Genomic DNA, 20,172 nt, shown 5'->3' with positions numbered 1-20,172 from the left:
AAGCCGAGGATTTTCCATGCAGACGGCGCGGGCTCGCGCCCGCGCCTTCGCCAGAGCCCTCAGGCGACCGTGGGAAGCGCCTCGATCAGCTTGTCCAGCGTCACCGGATAGTCGCGCACGCGCACGCCGGTGGCGTTGTGGATCGCGTTGGCCACGGCGGCGGCCACGCCGCAGATGCCCAGCTCCCCCACGCCCTTGGCCTTCATCGGCGACGACATCGGATCGGTCTCGTCCAGGAAGATCACCTCCTGGTGCGGGATGTCGGCGTGCACCGGCACCTCGTAGCCGGCCAGGTCGTGATTGACGAAGAAACCCATGCGCTTGTCGACGACCAGCTCCTCCATCAGGGCCGCGCCGGCCCCCATGGTCATGGCCCCGATCACCTGGCTGCGGGCCGCCTTCGGGTTCAGGATCCGGCCGGCGGCGCAGACGGCCAGCATCCGGCGCACCCGGATCTCGGCCGTGAAGGCGTCGACGCCCACCTCGACGAAGTGGCCGCCGAAGGTCGACTGCTGGTGGGTCTTGGCCAGGTCGCCGTATTCCATGAAGTCCTCGGCGACGACGGGCGCGTCCGCCGCCGCCCGGGCCAGCGGCAGGCTCCGGGCGCCAACCGTCACCTGGCCGTCCGAGAACACCGCCGTGGCGGGATCCAGGCCCAGCTTCGTCGCCACCGCTTCGCGCAGCTTCACGCAGGCCGCGTAGACGCCCGCGGTCGAGCTGTTGGCGCCCCACTGGCCGCCGGAACCGGCCGAGACGGGGAAGGTCGAGTCGCCCAGCCTGACGTCCACCTGGCGCAGCGGGACGCCCATCATCTCGGCGGCGGTCTGGGCGATGATCGTGTACGAGCCCGTGCCGATGTCGGTCATGTCGGTCTCGACGACGATCCAGCCCGAACTTTCCAGACGCACGCGGGCCGCCGACTTCATCACCAGATTGTTGCGGAACGCCGCCGCCACGCCCATGCCGACCAGCCAGCGGCCGTCGCGGACCTGGCCGGGGCGCGCCGCGCGCTTGTCCCAGCCGAACCTGTCCGCGCCGGTGCGCAGGCACTCGACCAGGCGCCGCTGCGAGAACGGGCGGGCGGGCTTTTCCGGATCCACCTGGGTGTCGTTGAGGATGCGGAACTGGACCGGGTCGAGGTTCAGCTTCTCGGCCATCTCGTCGATGGCGATCTCCAGCGCCATCAGCCCCGGCGCCTCGCCGGGCGCGCGCATGGCGTTGCCCTCGGGCAGGTCCAGGGTGGCCAGGCGCATCCGGGTCATGCGGTTCTCGCCGGCATAGAGCAGCCGGGTCTGCTGGACGGCCGTTTCCAGCCCGCCGCCGGGCAGGTCGCCCGACCAGCTCTCGTGGCCGATGGCCGTGATCCTGCCGTCTCGAGTCGCGCCTAGGCGGACGCGCTGGATGGTGGCGGGCCGGTGGGTGGTGTTGTTGAACATCAGCGGCCGCTGCAGGGCCACCTTCACCGGTCGTCCCGCAGCCTTGGCGCCCAGGGCGGCCAGGATCGCGTCGGCCCGCACGAACAGCTTGCCGCCGAAGCCGCCGCCGATGAAGGGCGAGACCAGCCGGACGTCCTCCTTCTTCATCCCCAGCGTCTTGGCCACGTCACCGGCGCCCCAGGCGATCATCTGGTTCGAGGTCCACAGGGTCAGCTTCTGGCCCTTCCAGGCCGCGATCGAGGCGTGCGGCTCCATCATGGCGTGGGCGTGGTCGGGCGTGGTGTAGGTCTCGTCCACCGTGACCGGCGCGGCGGCGAAGGCGGCGGCGAAATCGCCGACGGCCGTGTCGGGATCGCCCTTCTCGGGCGCGACCACCGCGTCCTTGACCGAGGCCAGGTCGAAGCTTCCCTTGTCGCGGACATAGTCGACCTTGATCAGGGCGGCGGCGGCGCGGGCCTGCTCGAAGGTCTCCGCCACCACCAGGGCGACGGCCTGGTGGTAGTGCTGGACCTGCGGCCCGCCCAGCAGGTCGGCGGTGTTGAACTGGCCCTTGGCCAGCTTGCCGGCGGTCTGGGCCGTGACGATGGTCAGCACGCCGGGCGCGGCCTTGGCGCGGGAGACGTCCATCGCCGAGATCCGGCCCTTGGCGATCGCCGCCCCCAGCACGTAGCCGTAGGCGATGTCGGGCAGGTCGCCGTGCCGTTCATAGGCATAGGGGGCCGTACCGGTGGTCTTGCGCGGACCGTCGATGCGATCGGTCGGCTTGCCGATGATCTTCAGCTGGTCGATCGGATTGGTGGTGGCGGGCGTGTCGAACTTCATCGGATCAGCCCTTCGCCTGCGCCATCGCCGCGCCCAGGGCGCGCTCGGCCAAGGTCAGCTTGAAGGCGTTCTGCGGGGTGGTGCGGGCGCCGGCGAGCAGGCCGGCGGTCACGGCCTTGGCGCCCCTCGGCATCTCCGCTTCGGCGGCCTCGACCCGCCAGGGCTTGTGCGCCACGCCGCCCAGGGCCACGCGCCCCGAGCCGTCCTTGCGCAGGATCGTCGCCACCGAGACCAGGGCGAAGGCATAGGAGGCCCGGTCCCGCACCTTGTGATAGGCGTGCGCGCCGCCGACCGGCTTGGGCAGGGTGACGGCGGTGATCAGCTCGCCGGGCGCGAGGGCCGTCTCCACGTGCGGGGTGTTTCCCGGCAGCCGGTGGAAGTCGGCGATGGGAATGACCCGGGTCGCCCCGTCCGGACGGACGGTCTCGACCTCGGCGTCGAGCACGCGCATCGCCACGGCCATGTCGCTGGGGTGGGTCGCGATGCAGGCCTCGCTGGCCCCCAGCACCGCCAGCGACCGGGTGAAGCCGCCGATGGCCGAACAGCCCGCGCCGGGCCGGCGCTTATTGCAGGGCATGTTGGTGTCGTAGAAATACGGGCACCGGGTCCGCTGCAGCAGGTTGCCGGCGGTGGTGGCCTTGTTGCGCAGCTGGCCCGAGGCGCCCGCCAGCAGGGCGCGCGACAGGACGCCGTAGTCCTCGCGCACCCGCTTGTCGGACGCCAGGTCGGTGTTGCGCACCAGGGCGCCGATCCGCAGCCCGCCGTCCGGGGTCGCCTCGATCCTGTCGAGCTTCAGGCCGTTGACGTCGATCAGCCGGTGGGGCGTCTCGATCTCCAGCTTCATCAGGTCCAGAAGGTTGGTGCCGCCGGCGATGAAGCGGGCGGCGGGATCGCGGGCCACGGCCGCGGCGGCCTCGGCCGGCGTGCGGGCGCGCTCGTAGGCGAAGGCCCTCATGCCTTTTCTCCCACGAAGGCGCTTCCCGCGACCTCGGCTATGGCCTCGACGATGTTCGAATAGGCCCCGCAGCGACAGATGTTGCCGCTCATCCGCTCGCGCAGCTCCGCCTCGGTGACCTTCGGCGCGTCGGTGAGGTCGGCGCTGACGTGGCTGGGCACGCCGGCCTTGATCTCGTCGAGCACCGCCTTGGCCGAGCAGATCTGGCCGGGCGTGCAGTAGCCGCACTGGTAGCCGTCGTGCTTGACGAAGGCCGCCTGCAGGGGATGCAGCTTGTCGGGCGTGCCCAGGCCTTCGATCGTGACGATGCTGTCGCCCTCGTGCATCACGGCCAGGGTCAGGCAGGAATTGATCCGTCGACCCTCGACGATGACCGTGCAGGCGCCGCACTGGCCGTGGTCGCAACCCTTCTTGGTGCCCGTCAGCTTCAGATGCTCGCGCAGCGCGTCGAGCAGGGTGGTGCGGGTGTCCAGGTCCAGCGCGTGCTTGCGGCCGTTCACCTCGAAGGCGACCTGGGCGCTGAACGTCTCCGACGCCGCGGCGCCGGCCGTCGCCGGGACGCCGGACAGCGTGGCGGCCGCCGCGCCGGCGGCCATCAGGCCCCGCCTCGAAACGGCGACATCATCCAGATCGAGCATCCCATCCTCCAGGCCTCCGAGCGCGCCGCTATCTAAGCGACGGAGCGTTCGGGTGGTTGCGGTGCGAACGGCGAGGCTAGAGGAGATCCGGGCCTTGGATTAGGGGGTCCGCACGACATGGCCTCATGCGGGAAATTCATCAATCGCCGGGGTTTCCGACGATCCGGCCCACCTATCGCGCGACGCTGGCCCGCGCGCGCTTCAGCCCCGGCCGCGTGTTCGGCGCACCGGCCTCGTTCTGCTCAAGCGCCGCCAGCAGGTCGGCCTTCAGCGCCATGACCTTCTTGGCGTCGGCCACCTTCCCGCCCTCGGACGTCTGGACGTAGAAGGCATCGACCGCCCGCTCGCCATAGCCGTCGATGTGGGCCGACTGGATGGACAGGCCGTTGTCGGCCAGGGTGCGGGCCAGGGCCTGCAGCAGGCCCGGCCGGTCGCGGCCCGAGGCCTCGACCACGGTGGCCTCGTTGGAGGCCTCGTTGTCGATCACCACCGACGGGGCGATGGAGAAGGCCGCCGTGCGCGACAGCTCGCCGCCGCGCCGGGGCTCGACCGCGATCGGCTCGCCGCGACCGGCCGCCTCCAGGGCGTCGGCCAGGCGGCGCAGGGCCCGGGGGTTTTCGCAGCCCAGGGCCGCGCCGGTCACGTCCTGCACATGGAAGACGTCCAGGGCCTGGCCCTGGCGGGAGGTGAAGACCCGGGCCCCGACGACATTGCCGCCCAGCGAGGAGATAGCCAGGGCCAGGTCGGCGAACAGGCCGCGCCGGTCCTTGGCGGCGATGACGATCTCGGCGGCGTTGGCGCCCGTGGGCACCCGGCCCTCGGCGGCGGCTCCGCCCTGGATCGCCGCGCGACGGGCCAGTTCGGCGTGGGCTTTCAGGTCGTCCTGCGAGAAGGCGCCGAAATAGGCCGCTTCCATGGCCTGGGCCCAGCCCTTGGCGGCGGGGTCGGCCTCGACCAGGGCCAGGCGCGCCTGCTCGGCAGCCGCCTCCTGGTGGCGCTGGACGCTGGCGGCGGCGTCGCTGCCGCGCCCGCCCCGGAAGACGGCCTCGGTGGCGTTGTAGAGCTCGCGCAGCAGCTGGCCCTTCCAGCCATTCCACACGCCCGGACCCACCGCCCGGATATCGGCCACGGTGATGACCAGCAGCAGGCGCAGGCGCTCGGGGTTCTCGACGATGCGGGCGAAGGCGGCCACGGTGCCGGGATCGGCCACGTCGCGCTTCTGGGCGAAGTCGCTCATGACCAGATGGTTCTCGACCAGCCAGGCCACCAGCTCGACCTTGGCGCGATCGACGCCCAGGCGTTCGCAGGCGCTGCGGGCGCTGCGGGCCCCAGCCTTCTCCTGGCCGCCCACCCCGCCCTTGCCGGTGTCGTGCAGCAGCATGGCCAGGAACAGGGCCTCGCGGTCCTCGATCAGCGGCATGATCGACACGGCCAGCGGGTGGTCGTCCACCAGGCGCCCCGCGGCCATGTCGCCGATCAGCCCCACGGCCCGCAGGGTGTGCTCGTCCACCGTGTAGGAGTGGTACATGTTGAACTGCATCTGGGCCACGACCCGGCCGAACTCCGGGATGAAGCGGCCCAGCACGCCGGCGTCGTTCATCAGGGTCAGGGTGCGGTAGCTGCGCTTGCCGTAAGCCAGCAGGTCCAGGAACGCCCGGGTGGCCTGCGGGTCACGGCGGACCTTGGACGTGATCAGGTGCAGGTTGCGGGTCACCGCCGTGAAGGCGTCGGGGTGCAGATCCAGGTCCCGCTCGTCGGCGGTCTTGAACAGCCGGATCAGATTGACGGGATCGGCCTCGAACACCTGCGGCCCGTCGATGTTCAGACGGCCGCCGTCCTCGTAGAAGCCGGCCACGTCCAGGGCCTTGCGCTTGGGCTTGCCGCCGCCCGGCAGGAAGCGGGAGATGCCCTTGGGCTCGTGCTTGAAGTGCTCGGCCTCCAGCTTGGCCGAGAAGGCGCGGGTCAGGGCCCCGACCTCCTTGGCCACCAGGAAGTAGCGGCGCATGAAGCGCTCGACGGCGGGCGCGTCGCCCCGGTCGCCATAGCCCATGCGGCGGGCGATCTCGGGCTGCAGGTCGAAGGTCAGGCGCTCTTCGGGCCGGCCGGTGGCGAAGTGCAGGTGGGCGCGCACCGCGTGCAGGAAGTCGAAGGCGCGGATGAAGCCCTTGGCCTCGCGCCGGTCGAACACCTCCAGCTTGAAGACGTCCTCGGGGCGGTCGACCGGGTGCAGATATTCGGCGATCCACATCAGGGTGTGCAGGTCGCGCAGGCCGCCCTTGCCTTCCTTGACGTTGGGCTCGACCATGTAGCGGCTGGCCCCGGCCCGGGCCTGGCGGTCGTCGCGCTCCTTGAGCTTGGCGGCCACGAACTGGGCGCCGGTGCCCTTCATGACGTCGTCGCGGAAGCGCTTCTTGAGCTCCTCGCCCAGGCGCTCGTCGCCGGTCAGGCGGCGGGCCTCCAGGATCGAGGTGCGGATCGTGAAGTCTTCCTTCGACAGCCGCACGCATTCCTCGATGGTCCGCGAGGCGTGGCCCACCTTGAAGCCCAGGTCCCACAGCGCATAGAGCATGAACTCGATCACGCTCTCGGCGTGCGGCGTCTGCTTGTAGGGCCGCAGGAACAGCAGATCGATGTCCGAGAACGGCGCCAGGGTGCGGCGGCCGTAGCCGCCCACGGCCAGCAGGCACAGGCGCTCGCCCTCGGTGGGATTGCGGGCCCGGAACACGTGGACGGTGGTGAAGTCGTAGAGGGCGGTGATCACCTCGTCGGTGACGCCACTGAGCAGGCGGGCCGTCTCGAGGCCCCCGGCCCCGTTCTCCAGCCGCTCCTTGGCGATCATCCGGCCGCGAAACAGGGCCTGTTTCAGGATCTCGATGGCGCGAGCGCGCTGGCCCGCCTCGTCGCCGATCAGGTCGAGGGCGGCGGCCGACAGGCGCGCGCGCAGGGCGTGTCCGTCGACGACGTGTTCCAGCGGGGTGGGGCGAAGACGGCGGGGCATGGCGACTATATGGGGTTCCCAAACGCGGCCGTCGAACTCTTTGAGCCGGTCCGGCGAGCCGCCGCCTTCACTATAGGATGTCAGGTCTTGAGAAGAGCCTTAAGACGGTAAAGCGCGTCCAGCGCCTCGCGCGGGCTCATGCCGTCGACGTCGAGGTCGGCCAGGGCCGCATCCGTACGGCTGGGCGCCGCTTGAACAGGCGCCGCGACTGGAGCCGAGGCGGCGAACAGGGGCAGCTCGTCCAGCTTGGCCGGTGATTCGGTCTTGCTCTCCAGGCGGTCCAGCACCTCCTTGGCGCGGGCCACGACCTGGGGCGGCACCCCGGCCAGCTTGGCCACCTGGACGCCGTAGGAACGGTCGGCCGGACCGGCGGCGGCTTCGTGCAGGAAGACCAGGTCGCCGTTCCACTCCTTGGCGCGCAAGCTGAGGTTGGAGACGTGGGCCATCCGCGTCTCCAGCGTGGCCAGCTCGTGATAGTGGGTGGCGAAGAGAGCCCGGCAGCGGTTGACGTCGTGCAGGGCCTCGGCGCACGCCCAGGCGATGGCCAGGCCATCGTAGGTGGCCGTGCCCCGGCCGATCTCGTCCAGGATCACCAGGCTGCGCGGGCTGGCCTGGGTCAGGATGGCGGCGGTCTCGACCATCTCCATCATGAAGGTCGAACGGCCCCGGGCCAGGTCGTCGCCGGCCCCGACGCGGCTGAACAGGCGGTCGACCACGCCCAGCCGGAAGCTCTTGGCCGGCACGTAGCAGCCCGACTGGGCCAGGATGGCCAGCAAGGCGTTCTGGCGCAGGAAGGTCGACTTACCGGCCATGTTCGGGCCGGTGACGATGGACAGGCGCGCCCCCGCCTCGCCGGCCGCGTCCAGGCGGCAGTCGTTGGGGGTGTAGGGGTCGCCCGCGCGCTTGACGGCGGCCTCGACCACCGGGTGGCGGGCGGCCTTGGCCTCGAAGGCCAGCGAGCGGTCGACGGTGGGGCGCACCGCGCCGGCGTCCTCCGCCCATTCGGCCAGGGCGGAGGCGACGTCGAGGCGAGCCAGGGCCTCGGCGGCCAGCTGGATCGGCTCGGCCAACGCGACGGCCTCGGCGCGCCAGTCCTCGAAGGCGGCCACTTCCATGGCCAGGGCCCGCTCGGCGGCCTGGGCGATGCGGGCGTCCAGGTCGGCCAGTTCGACGGTGGTGAACCGCACTTGGTTCGCAAGCGTCTGGCGATGGATGAAGGTCGCGTTCAGCGGCGGCTGGAACAGCGGGTCGGCCTTGCCGGCCGTGGCCTCGACGAAATAGCCGAGCACGCCGTTGTGGCGGATCTTCAGCGGCACGCCACTTTCCTGGACCAGACGCGCTTCGAGCGCGGCCACCACCCGGCGGCTGTCGTCGCGCAGGGCTCGGGCCTGGTCCAGCTCGGGACGCACCCCGGCGGCCACGAAGCCGCCGTCGCGGGCCAGGGCCGGCAGGTCGGGGCCCAGGCCCGTCTCAAGCTGGGCCAGCAGACGCGACAGGCCTTCTTGCAGCGAGGGGGTCAGGGCCTTCAGCGCTGTTTCCAGCTCGGCGGGCGGCGGCGACAGCGGGTCACCCGAGCCGCCGACCATGCCGGCCAGCTTCTCGCCGGTCTTCAGCCCGTCCTTGATGCAGCCCAGATCGCGCGGGCCGCCCCGGCCCAGGGCCAGGCGCGAGAGGGCGCGGGCCATGTCGCCGGCGCCCTTCAGCACCTCGCGCAGGCGTTCGCGCAGCATCCGCTGGTCGACGAACCACTCCACCGCGTCCAGGCGCGCGTCGATGGCGGCCGGGTCCAGCAGGGGCCGGGCCAGGCGCGAGGCAAGCAGGCGCGCGCCGCCGGCGGTCACCGTGCGGTCGATGGCGGCCAGCAGCGAGCCGTTGCGGTCGCCGCCCTGGGTGCGGTCGATCTCGAGACTGCCACGCGTGGCCGGGTCGATGGCCATGACGTCGGCCTCGGCCGCGCGGCGCGGGGCGCGCAGGGCGGGCAGCTTGCCGGCCTGGGTCATCTCCAAATGGGCGGCGATCAGGCCGAGAGCCCCGATCTCGGCGCTGGAAAGACCGCCGAACCCGTCCAGGGTGTCGACGCCGTAGAGGCGCTTGACACGGGTCTCCGACGCCTGGGGCTCGGACAGGGCCGAGGGCATGGGCTGGATCAGGCCGCCGCAGATCTTCAGGGTCTGGGCAAGGTAGTCGTCCGACAGCAGGCGGTCGGCGACCAGGGTCTCCGACGGGGCCAGGGCCGCCAGGATCGCGGCCACAGCGTCCTTGGCCACCAGGAAGCACTCCACCTCGCCGGTCGACAGCTCCACGGCCGCCACGGCCGCCTGGCCGGCCCGCACGGCCACGGCGGCCAGGCGGTTGGCGCCGCGCGCGTCCAGCAGGCCGTCCTCGGTCAGGGTGCCGGGCGTGACCACGCGGACGATGTCGCGGCGGACCACAGACTTGGAGCCGCGCTTCTTGGCCTCGGCCGGGTCTTCCATCTGCTCGCAGACGGCGACCTTGAAGCCCATGCGGATCAGCTTGGAGAGATAGGCCTCGGCCGCGTGCTGCGGCACCCCGGCCATCGGGATCGGCTGGCCGGCGTGCGTGCCCCGGAAGGTCTGGCTGATGCCCAGAGCGGCGGCCGCCTTATAGGCGTCGTCGAAGAACAGCTCGTAGAAGTCGCCCATCCGAAAGAAGATCAGCGCGTCGGGCTGACGCGCCTTCATCTCGAAGAACTGCTGCATCACCGGCGTCGCGCCGGTGGCGTCATAGGTCTGGGTGACGGTAGGGGCAGGGGCGTTCATGGCTCGAAGAGCCTACAGGGCCTCGGCCGCGCCGTTAAGACTTCGGCAACGGATATCCACAAGCCCTGGGGATCGATCCCATGGAAACCCGCTAAATATGCGAAGCGGGCGGTGTTCGGATACCGCCTGGACCCCAACCACAACCTTCGCCGCCCCATCTCGGACTTAGAGTTTGCCGATCACGATCGAAGATGGGATAGGTGTGTTCCTGATTTGTACTAGATCTGACAATCAGACTTGAGGACGGCATGAGCGACGGCGAGATCGTTCTCTACAACACCGAAGATGGCCTGGCGCGCGTCCAGCTACGGGCGTCGGACGGCACGGTTTGGGTAACCCAAGCGCAGATGGCGGACCTGTTCCAAACTACGCGCCCCAACATCACACAACACCTCACAGCCATCTTTGGATCAGGCGAGTGCGTCGAGGCGGCAGTATGTAAGCAAGACTTACTAACTGCCGCAGATGGCAAGCGGTATCAGACGACGCTCTATCGCCTTGAAGCCATCCTGGCCGTTGGCTATCGAGTGCGATCAGCGCGGGGCGTTCAGTTCCGGCAGTGGGCGACGACACGTCTGCAAGAGTATCTGATCAAGGGCTTCGTGCTCGACGACCAGCGCCTGCGCGACCCAACCCCCTTCGACTATTTCGATGAACTGCTGGAGAAGATCCGCGACATCCGAGCTTCGGAAAAGCGGTTCTACCAGAAGGTTCGCGACGTCTACGCCACCGCCGCCGACTACGACGGACGCTCGGAAACCGCACGGCTGTTCTTCGCCACCGTTCAGAACAAGATGTTGCATGCCGTCACCGGCAAGACCGCCGGCGAACTGATCGTGGCCCGCGCCGACGCGGGGGCGCCGAACATGGGCCTGCAAAGCTGGAAAGGCGGCAAGGTTCGCAAGGGCGACGTCGACACCGCCAAGAATTATCTGAGCACCGACGAAGTGAGCGACCTCAACCGCATCGTGACGATGTTCCTGGATTTCGCCGAGGATCAGGCCCGGCGCCGGAAAGCGATGACCGTGGCGGAGTGGGCCGCGCGACTGGACGCCTTTCTCGAATTCAACGATCGCGACGTACTGGACGGCGCCGGCCGAATTGCCGCCGACGAGGCCAAGCGGGTGGCCCATGAGCGCTTCGAGACATTCGACACAGCCCGACGCGCCGCGGAAGACGTGGCCGCCGAGGCCGAGCACGTCGAGGAATTCCTACAGCTGACCGCCGCCGTGACGCCGCTCCCGAAAGACCAACCCTAGCTGCCCGTCACTTCTTCCCAGAAGCGCTTGGCCTTGCCGACGAAGTTGGCGGACTTGGGGTTCTGTTTCTCGCCGCACAGGCCGGCCAGTTCCTGGAGGAGCTCCTTCTGGCGGGCCGACAGGTGGGTGGGGGTTTCCACGAACAGCTCGACCACCAGGTCGCCGCGTTGGCGGCTGCGCAGGGAGGGCATGCCGCGGCCCTTGAGGCGGACGGTCTTGCCGGTCTGGGCGCCTTCCGGGACCTTGACGGTCTGGCGGTTGGAGCCGTCGCAGTTCTCGCCGCCCAGCAGGCAGGGGGCCTCGATCTCGCCGCCCAGGGCGGCCACGGTCATGGGCACCGGCACGGTGCACAGCAGGTCCAACCCGTCGCGCTCGAACAGCTCGTGCGGGATCACCGACAGGAAGAGGTAGAGGTCGCCGCGCGGACCGCCGCGCACGCCCGCGTCGCCTTCGCCCGCCAGGCGGATCCGGGCGCCGTCGTCGACGCCGGCCGGGATGCGCACCGACAGGATGCGCTCCTTGCGCACCTGGCCGTGGCCGTGACAGGCCTGGCAGGGGTCCAGAACCAGACGGCCTGAACCGGAGCAGCGCGGGCAGGCGCGCTCGACGGCGAAAAAGCCTTGGGTGGCCCGCACGCGGCCGGCGCCGCCGCAGGTGCCGCAGACCGTCGGGCTGGTGCCGGGCTTGGCGCCCGAACCGTCGCAGACCTCGCAGGTGATGGCGGCGGGAACCTTGATCTCGACCTCGGCGCCCGCATAGGCCTGCTCGAGGGTGATCTCCAGATCGTAGCGCAGGTCCTGGCCGCGCTGGGGACCGTTCGACTGGCGGCGGCCGCCGCCGAACATCTCGCCGAACACATCGCCGAAGACGTCGTTGAAGATGTCGCTGGCGTCGGCGCCGCCGAAGCCGCCCGGTCCGCCCTGCGGACCGTTCACCCCGGCATGGCCGTAGCGGTCGTAGGCGGCGCGCTTCTGGGCGTCCGACAGCACCGAATAGGCTTCGTTGACTTCCTTGAACCGCGAGGAAGCGTTCTCGCACCCGCCGTTGCGGTCGGGGTGGTGCTCCATCGCCATCTTGCGAAAGGCGGCCTTGAGGGCGGCGTCATCGCAGCCACGGGCCACGCCCAGGACTTCGTAATAGTCGCGCATCGTCAGGGTCGATCACTGGTCATGTTGGAAGAGGAGGTGGGAGGACTCCCGCCCGACCGCAAGCGGCGGGCGGGAGCCTTGTCCCGGAAGGTGGGGGCGGAAAGAACCGAAGTCATGCCGTCCGCCCCGCGACCCATGGTCACGCCGACGGCTTGGAGTCGTCGACTTCTTCGAATTCGGCGTCGACGACACCGTCATCGGCGGCGGCCTCGTCGCCGCCTTCAGCGCCTTGCTGGGCGTTGTACATCGCCTCGCCCAGCTTCATCGACGCCTGGATCAGGGCCTGGGTCTTGGCCTGGATGGCCTCGACGTCCTCGCCTTCCAGCGCCGACTTCAGGTCGGTCAGGCCGGTCTCGATCGCGGTCTTCTCGGCCGCGCCGACCTTGTCGCCGTGCTCGGCCAGGGCCTTCTCGGTCGAGTGCACGATGGCCTCGCCCTGGTTCTTGGCCTCGACCAGCGCCTTCTTCTTCTCGTCCGAAGCCTTGTTGGCCTCGGCTTCCTTGACCATGCGCTCGATGTCCGCGTCCGAGAGGCCGCCGTTGGCCTGGATGCGGATCGAGTGCTCCTTGTTGGTCGCCTTGTCCTTGGCGTGGACGTTGACGATGCCGTTGGCGTCGATGTCGAAGGTGACCTCGATCTGCGGCACGCCGCGCGGCGCCGGCGGAATGCCCTGCAGGTCGAACTGACCCAGGAACTTGTTGTCGACGGCCATCGGACGCTCGCCCTGGAAGGCGCGGATCGTCACGGCCGACTGGTTGTCGTCGGCGGTCGAGAAGGTCTGCGAGCGCTTGGTCGGGATGGTGGTGTTGCGCTCGATCAGCGGGGTGAACACGCCGCCCAGGGTCTCGATGCCCAGGGTCAGAGGGGTCACGTCCAGCAGCAGCACGTCCTTGACGTCGCCTTGCAGCACGCCGGCCTGGACGGCGGCGCCCAGGGCCACGACTTCATCGGGGTTCACGCCCTTGTGGGGCTCGCGGCCGAAGAAGTCCTGCACCGCCTGCTGCACCTTGGGCATGCGGCTCATGCCGCCCACCAGGATGACTTCGTCGATGTCGCTCTTCTTCAGGCCGGCGTCCTTCAGGGCCTGCTCGCACGGACCGATGGTGCGGGCGATCAGGTCCTCGACCAGGGCTTCCAGCTTGGAGCGCGACAGCTTGATGTTCAGGTGCAGCGGACCCGAGGCGTTCATGCTGATGAACGGCAGGTTGACCTCGTACTGAGCCGTCGAGGACAGCTCCTTCTTGGCCTTTTCAGCCTCTTCGCGCAGGCGCTGGAGGGCCAGCTTGTCCTTGCGCAGGTCGACGCCCTGCTCCTTCTTGAACTCGTCGGCCAGGTAGTCGACGACGCGCAGGTCGAAGTCCTCGCCGCCCAGGAAGGTGTCGCCGTTGGTCGACTTCACTTCGAAGACGCCGTCGCCGATCTCCAGGATCGAGACGTCGAAGGTGCCGCCGCCCAGGTCGTAAACGGCGATCTTCTTGCCGTCGTTCTTTTCCAGACCGTAAGCCAGGGCCGCCGCGGTCGGCTCGTTGATGATGCGCAGAACCTCAAGGCCGGCGATCTTGCCGGCGTCCTTGGTGGCCTGACGCTGGGCGTCGTTGAAATAGGCCGGAACGGTGATGACCGCCTTGGTCACCGGCTCGCCCAGGTGGGTTTCGGCGGCTTCCTTCATCTTCTGCAGGATGAAGGCCGAGACTTCCTGCGGGCTGTAGTCCTTGCCGTGGGCCTTGACCCAGGCGTCGCCCGTCGGACCCTTGACGATCTCGTAGGGCACCATGCCCTTGTCTTTTTCCACGACCGGGTCATTCGCGTTGCGGCCAATCAGGCGCTTGATCGCGAAAAGGGTGTTGGTCGGGTTGGTGACGGCCTGGCGCTTGGCGGGCTGGCCGACGAGGCGCTCGCCGTCCTCGAGGAAGCCGACCACCGACGGGGTGGTGCGAGCGCCCTCGGCGTTCTCGATCACCTTGGGGGTCTTGCCGTCCATGATGGCAACGCACGAGTTCGTGGTGCCAAGGTCGATACCGATAATCTTGCTCATGTGTGAGACCTGTAGCTCCTGAATGGCGGACGGCGGTGACAAGGGCCTTAAGACAAGCGCCCCGGTTTTTCTCGAGCCGTCCCCGTCTGGTCGCGTTCTAACGGTTGATCCAAATCCTTACCGCGCGGACGGCGTCTACCAAACGACGTCAGCACGGAAAGCGTTCGTTCAATCGAAGTTGACGAGCCCGTCAACCCCGCTTCGAAGCCGATATGGGGGATAGGTGTCAGCCTGCAAGGCCAATCCCGCAGGGAATGAAGGGGAATCGCGCCCTGCGACGAAAAGGGCCGCGCCTGAAAAAGCGCGGCCCTTGAGTCAGTTAGGCGGCGAAAGAGGCCTCAAAGCCTCACCTCGCGTTCGATGAACCCGCTCAGCCGCCCTTCTTGGCGACCCAGGCGGTGATCTGCGGCAGGGCGGCCTTGCGGGCCTTGATCCGCGTGTTGATGGCCGCGACCGACTTCTCGACCTCGCCGCGCGAGCCCTCCGGCAGGTTGGCCACGCCGTAGGCGCGGACCTTCTCCACCATGGCCGGATCGGCCGAACCCGAGGCCAGGCCCGGGATGAACTTGGTCGAAGAGGCCGCGTCGACCTTGCCGTTCACCGCGTCCTTGTGGGCGACGGCGAAGTCGAAGGCCTGGTCGGGGTGCAGGTTGGCGACCCGCGAGATCATGTTGGCCGACAGGGTCTCGCCCGGCTCGTCGGTCAGGGCCAGGGCCAGGGCCTTGGCCGACAGGGTCTCGTCCTCGGCCGAGGCCAGCTGGGCGTACAGCTGGTCGCGGATCAGCGGGGTCTTCTCGGCCTTGGCGCGTTCGTGCAGCGAGTCCCAGGTGGCCGCGTCGGCGTTGCGGGCCACGGTGGCGATGATCGCCTTGCGCAGCGGACCGGGCACGGCCGTCGGGTCGGTCTTGTCGGCGGCGTAGCGGCGCTTGGCCTCGGCGGTCACGGCCGGGTCGCCCAGGGCGCCCAGGGTGTTGATCAGGGTGGTGCGCAGGGTGGCGACCGGCGCGGCCTCGCCCGGCTTGGCCGTCCAGCCGACCTTGTCGAACACCGGCGACAGGCGGGCGATGGCCAGCTTGCGGAAGGCGGGACGATCGGCCGGGGCGCTCTCGTACATGCCGTTGACGCTGGACAGAATGCCCGCGACGCGGCCCCAGACCTGCGGGTCGGCGTCCAGCGGGGTGGCCATGGCCAGGTCCAGGGCGTCGGTGACGGCCTGCTGGCCGTTCAGGCCCAGGGCCCAGGCGTCGGAGATCACGCCCAGTTGGTCGATGGCCGGCAGCTTGGCGAAGCTGGCCGCCACGCCGGCGAAGGCCTTGGGCGTGTAGAGGGTGCGGAAGTAGCCCGACTGGCCGGCGTTGACGATCACCGGGCCGCAGCCGTCGACGCTGAGCGAGCCCTTGCCGCCGGTGACCAGGGTCTTGGCCACGGTGCTGGAGCCGGCCACCTGGGCCGAGACCGGCACGCGCCAGGCCAGGGGGGTCTTTTCCGGCTTGTCGCGGCTGAACTCGCCCTGGGTCAGGGTGACGGACGTCTTGCCGGCCGCGCAGGCGCCGGTGTCGACGGTGAGCAACGGGATGCCCGGCTGCAGGGTGAAGTCGTGGGCGATGGCTGTGATCGGCTTGCCGGCGGCCTTCTCGACCTCGGTCCACAGGTCGTCGGTCTGGGTGTTGCCGTGGGCGTGGGCCTTGATGTAGCTGCGCACGCCGGCCCGCCAGGCGTCGGCGCCGACATAGGCCTCAAGCATGCGGATGACCGCCTCGCCCTTCTGGTAGGTGATGGCGTCGAAGGCCTGGCTGGCCTGATCGACGGTCTCGACGTGCTGGACGACCGGGTGGGTGGTGGCCAGCGAGTCCAGGCCCATGGCGTATTCACGCCCGCCGATCGCGGCCAGGTGGGCGTTCCACTCGGGGTGGAAGTGCTCGGTGGCGCGGCCTTCCATCCACGAGGCGAAGCCTTCGTTCAGCCACAGGTCGTCCCACCACTGCATGGTGACCAGGTCGCCGAACCACTGGTGGGCCATTTCGTGAGCCACTGTGGTGTAGATGTTCTCGCGGTCGTTCTGGGTGGAGATCGCCGGATCTTCCAGCAGGGCGTACTCGAAGTAGAAGATCGCGCCCCAGTTCTCCATGGCGCTGAAGAACTGGCTCTGGCCGGGGGCGGCGATGTGGTCCAGCTTCGGCAGCGGGTAGGGCGCGCCGAAATAGTCGTTGTACCACTCCAGGATCGGACCCGCCGACTTCAGGGCGAAGTCGGCCTTGGACAGGTCGCCCTTCTTGGTGATGACGCCCATCTCGACATTGCCGACCTTGGCGGTGGCGCGGTCGAAGTCGCCCAGGCCGAAGAACAGCAGATAGGTCGACATCTTGGGCGAGGTGGCGAAGGTCACCTTGGACTTGCCGCCGCCCAGATCCTCGGTCTTGCTGATCGGCATGTTGCCGATGGCCATCTGGCCGGTCGGGACCGTCACCTGGACGTCGTAGGTGGCCTTGAAGAACGGCTCGTCCCACGAGGGGATGAAGCGGCGGGCGTCGCTGTTCTCGAACTGGGTGTAGAGGGCGCGCTTCTTGCCCTGCTCGGTGTCGTAGTCCAGGGCGAACAGGCCGGCGGCCTGCTTGTAGATCTTGCCGCTATAGTCGATCGACAGCACGTGGGCGCCGGCGCTGACGGGCTTGTCGAAGGTGAAGGTGGCGGTCTGGGCCTCGGCGTCGACCGTGATCTTGGCGGGACCGACGCCGGCCAGCTCGGCCTTGGCGAAGGTCAGGTCGGCGGCCTGGAGGGTGATGGTGTTGGTCGGCTTGGCCACGTTGACGTCGATCTTCACCGAGGCGGTGAAGGTCAGCTTCTCGGCGTCGGGCGTGAAGGCCAGGGCGTAATGGGTCGGGACCACGCCGCGCGGCAGCTGGGTCGTCACGTTGGCGGCGGTGATGGGAGCCCCACCGGTCTTGGGGGCGGCGGGGGTCGCGGCCATCGCCGAACCGGCGGCAAGGACGAGCACGGCGGCGGCCGCGGAGGAGAGAAGTCGACGCATGAACGCCCCTGGCTTGAAAGATTTGTTCGGCAGCGATGCCGGCGGCGCAAAACAACACTGTCCCGCAGCGTCTGACCCATTAAATATCGGTAATGATTAAACCGATCAGCGTCTTGCCCGGTTTCGACCTATGGCCCGGCCTGCTGGGCCCGGAAGCGCGGCACGACCTCGTTCGAGCGGTGATGGCGGCGTTCGAGAACGCCCCGCCGGCCCGCTACGAAACCGCCTACGGCAAGGCCATGAGCGTGGCCATGACCAGCTTCGGCCCCCTGGGCTGGACCAGCGACAAGGCCGGCTATCGCTATGCCCAGCGCCATCCGGGCACGGGCCGGCCCTGGCCCGCCATGCCCCAGGCCCTGCTCGATCTGTGGGCGGCGCTGGGCGACCCGGAAACGCCGCCCGACAGCGCCCTGGTCAATCTCTATCGGGACGACGCCCGCATGGGCCTGCACCAGGACCGCGACGAGGCCGATCCGCGCTTTCCGGTGCTGTCGATCTCGCTGGGCGACACGGCGGTGTTCCGGATCGGCGGAACGGCGCGCAAGGACCCGACCCGGTCGCTGAAGCTGTCGTCCGGCGACGTCTGCCGGCTGTCGGGCCCCGCGCGGCTGGCCTTCCACGGGGTGGACCGCATCCTGGCCGGCTCGTCGGACCTGGTGCCGGGCGGCGGGCGACTGAACATCACCCTGCGCCGGGCGCGACCCGCCTAGGGCGCCAAGAGCCGTGCGTGGACGGATCGTCCAGTGGCTGGCTCTATCAAAGTGATAGGAACAATTGATTTTACCAAGGGCCAGATGAGGGGGAGTGATTAGGGCGTCGGGGCGCGGAAACACATAAACCCCTTGTGGAGGAAACCATGGACGCGAAGGTCGAAGACGCCGCTCAAGGCCAGTGCCCGGTCGGGCATGGTCGCAGGGGCAATCGGGACTGGTGGCCGCAGAATCTGCGCCTGGACGGTCTCAACCAGCATAACCCGCGCTCCAATCCCCTGGGCGAGGCGTTCGACTATGCCGAGGCGTTCAAGACCCTGGACCTGGACGCGGTCATCGCCGACCTGAAGGCGCTGATGACCGACAGCCAGGACTGGTGGCCCGCCGATTTCGGTCACTATGGCGGCCTCTTCATCCGCCTGGCCTGGCACAGCGCCGGCACCTATCGCATCAGCGACGGCCGGGGCGGGGCGGGCGGCGGCCAGCAGCGGTTCGCGCCGCTCAACAGCTGGCCCGACAACGCCAATCTCGACAAGGCCCGCCGCCTGCTGTGGCCGATCAAGCAGAAGTACGGCGCCAAGCTGTCGTGGGCCGACCTCTATGTGCTGGTCGGCAACGCGGCCCTGGAGTCCATGGGCTTCAAGACCTTCGGCTTCGGCGGCGGCCGCGCCGACCAGTGGGAGCCCGAGGAGCTGTATTGGGGTCCCGAAGGCTCGTGGCTGGGCGACGAGCGCTATAGCGGCGAGCGCCAGCTGCATCCGGCCCTGGGCGCGGTGCAGATGGGCCTGATCTACGTCAATCCCGAAGGTCCTAACGGCAACCCCGACCCGCTGGCCTCGGCCCGCGACATCCGCGACACCTTCGCCCGCATGGCCATGAACGACGAGGAGACCGTCGCTCTGATCGCCGGCGGCCACACCTTCGGCAAGACCCACGGGGCGGGCGACCCCTCGTTCGTCGGGCCCGAGCCGGAAGGCGGCGAGATCGAGCACGGCGGTCTGGGCTGGCGCAGCAAGCACGGCACGGGCCTGGGCGCCGACGCGATCACGTCCGGACTGGAAGTCACCTGGACCCAGACGCCCACGCGCTGGAGCAACCACTTCTTCGATAACCTCTTCAACTTCGAGTACGAGCTGACCAAGAGCCCCGGCGGCGCCCGCCAATGGGAAGCCAAGGACGCGCCGTCCGACATCCCGAACGCCTTCGATCCGTCCAAGACGCAGCGCCCGCGCATGCTGACCTCGGACCTGGCCCTGCGGTTCGACCCCGACTACGAAAAGATCTCGCGCCGCTTCCACGAGAACCCCGACCAGTTCGCCGACGCCTTCGCTCGCGCCTGGTTCAAGCTGACCCACCGCGACATGGGACCGATCGGCCGCTATCTGGGCCCGCTGGTCCCCAAGGAAGAGCTGATCTGGCAGGACCCGATCCCGCCGGTGGACCACCCGCTGGTCGACGCCGCCGACATCAAGGCCCTGAAGGACAAGGTTCTGGCCTCGGGCCTGTCGGTTTCGGAGCTGGTCTCGACGGCCTGGGCCTCGGCCTCGACCTGGCGCAAGTCCGACAAGCGCGGCGGCGCCAACGGCGCGCGCGTCCGCCTGGCGCCGCAGAAGGACTGGCCGGTCAACGACCCGCCCGTCCTGGCCAAGGTTCTGTCGATCCTCGAGAAGATCCAGGGCGAGTTCAACGGCTTCGCCGCCGGCGGCAAGAAGATCTCCCTGGCCGACCTGATCGTGCTGGCCGGCGACGCGGCGGTCGAGAAGGCCGCCCAGGACGCCGGAAACCCGGTCGAGATCGTCTTCTCGCCGGGCCGCATGGACGCCTCGGCCGAGCAGACCGACGCCGACTCCTTTGACGCCCTGGAGCCGCTGTCGGACGGCTTCCGCAACTACCGCAACGGCGGCACCCAGTTCATGGCCCCGGAAGAGGCCCTGGTCGACCGGGCCCAGCTCCTGGGCCTGTCCGGGCCGGAGCTGACGGTGCTGGTCGGCGGCCTGCGCGTCCTGGGGGCCAATACCGGCGCTTCCAGGGCCGGGGTCTTCACCGACCGCCCGGGCGTGCTGACCAACGACTTCTTCGTCAACCTGCTGGACATGGGCACCACCTGGGCTCCCACGGCGGCCAACGCCTTCGCCGGCCAGGACCGCAAGGCCAGCCAGGCGCGCTGGACGGCCACGCGCGTGGACCTGATCTTCGGCTCCCACGCAGAGCTTCGGGCCTTCGCCGAGGTCTATGGCAGCGGGGACGCCAAGCAGAAGTTCGCCACGGACTTCGCGGCGGCGTGGACCAAGGTGATGAACGCCGATCGGCTGGATCTCTAAGGGGATCAGCTTGGGGAGGGCGGTCAGGCCCGCTCTCCCTGT

General features: G+C 69.3%; 11 protein-coding genes. 3 read left to right on the top strand and 8 right to left on the bottom strand.

Annotation, left to right across the window (positions count from 1 at the left end; translation table 11 throughout):
• Positions 1 to 59: 59 nt before the first annotated feature.
• From paoC to mutS, 5 genes are all read right to left on the bottom strand, one after another.
• Complete coding sequence (gene paoC, locus AC07OA_RS06155) at positions 60 to 2,258, bottom strand: aldehyde oxidoreductase molybdenum-binding subunit PaoC (RefSeq protein ID WP_494662874.1); 2,199 nt, start codon at positions 2,256 to 2,258, stop codon at positions 60 to 62.
• Between the two features lie 4 nt (positions 2,259 to 2,262).
• A complete protein-coding gene (locus AC07OA_RS06150; protein WP_494662873.1) occupies positions 2,263 to 3,213 on the bottom strand; it encodes an FAD binding domain-containing protein in 951 nt (316 codons plus the stop codon).
• A complete protein-coding gene (gene paoA / locus AC07OA_RS06145) occupies positions 3,210 to 3,851 on the bottom strand; it encodes an aldehyde dehydrogenase iron-sulfur subunit PaoA (RefSeq protein WP_494662872.1) in 642 nt (213 codons plus the stop codon). The genes AC07OA_RS06150 and paoA overlap by 4 nt, the downstream gene beginning before the upstream one ends.
• A 172-nt stretch (positions 3,852 to 4,023) precedes the next feature.
• Positions 4,024 to 6,849 carry a [protein-PII] uridylyltransferase gene (locus tag AC07OA_RS06140; RefSeq protein WP_494662871.1) on the bottom strand — a complete coding sequence of 942 codons (2,826 nt, stop codon included), beginning with the start codon at positions 6,847 to 6,849 and terminating at the stop codon, positions 4,024 to 4,026.
• An 80-nt stretch (positions 6,850 to 6,929) separates the two neighbouring features.
• Positions 6,930 to 9,629: a DNA mismatch repair protein MutS gene (gene mutS, locus AC07OA_RS06135; RefSeq protein WP_494662870.1), complete on the bottom strand. Its 2,700-nt coding sequence runs from the start codon at positions 9,627 to 9,629 to the stop codon at positions 6,930 to 6,932.
• 248 nt (positions 9,630 to 9,877) lie between these two features.
• Here mutS and AC07OA_RS06130 point away from each other — a divergent pair, with 248 nt between their 5' ends.
• Positions 9,878 to 10,888, top strand: a complete 1,011-nt coding sequence (locus tag AC07OA_RS06130; protein ID WP_494662869.1) for a virulence RhuM family protein — start codon at positions 9,878 to 9,880, stop codon at positions 10,886 to 10,888.
• Here AC07OA_RS06130 and dnaJ read toward each other — a convergent pair.
• From dnaJ to AC07OA_RS06115, 3 genes are all read right to left on the bottom strand, one after another.
• Positions 10,885 to 12,036, bottom strand: a complete 1,152-nt coding sequence (gene dnaJ, locus AC07OA_RS06125) for a molecular chaperone DnaJ (RefSeq protein WP_494662868.1) — start codon at positions 12,034 to 12,036, stop codon at positions 10,885 to 10,887. The two genes, AC07OA_RS06130 and dnaJ, sit on opposite strands and share 4 nt — an antisense overlap.
• A 139-nt stretch (positions 12,037 to 12,175) precedes the next feature.
• Positions 12,176 to 14,071: a molecular chaperone DnaK gene (gene dnaK / locus AC07OA_RS06120; protein WP_494662867.1), complete on the bottom strand. Its 1,896-nt coding sequence runs from the start codon at positions 14,069 to 14,071 to the stop codon at positions 12,176 to 12,178.
• Between the two features lie 370 nt (positions 14,072 to 14,441).
• Positions 14,442 to 17,099 (bottom strand): M1 family metallopeptidase, encoded by a 2,658-nt coding sequence (locus tag AC07OA_RS06115; protein ID WP_494662866.1) that lies wholly within the window; start codon positions 17,097 to 17,099, stop codon positions 14,442 to 14,444.
• 92 nt (positions 17,100 to 17,191) lie between these two features.
• Between AC07OA_RS06115 and AC07OA_RS06110 the strand changes: the two genes are divergently transcribed.
• Positions 17,192 to 17,809: an alpha-ketoglutarate-dependent dioxygenase AlkB gene (locus AC07OA_RS06110; RefSeq protein WP_494662865.1), complete on the top strand. Its 618-nt coding sequence runs from the start codon at positions 17,192 to 17,194 to the stop codon at positions 17,807 to 17,809.
• 146 nt (positions 17,810 to 17,955) lie between these two features.
• Complete coding sequence (gene katG, locus AC07OA_RS06105) at positions 17,956 to 20,130, top strand: catalase/peroxidase HPI (protein ID WP_494662864.1); 2,175 nt, start codon at positions 17,956 to 17,958, stop codon at positions 20,128 to 20,130.
• Positions 20,131 to 20,172 lie beyond the last annotated feature (42 nt).

The organism is Caulobacter sp. GW821-FHT09B08, assembly GCF_059418225.1.
The sequence above is the reverse complement of the archived record's forward strand: the minus strand, read 5'-3'. Positions and strand labels throughout refer to the sequence as shown.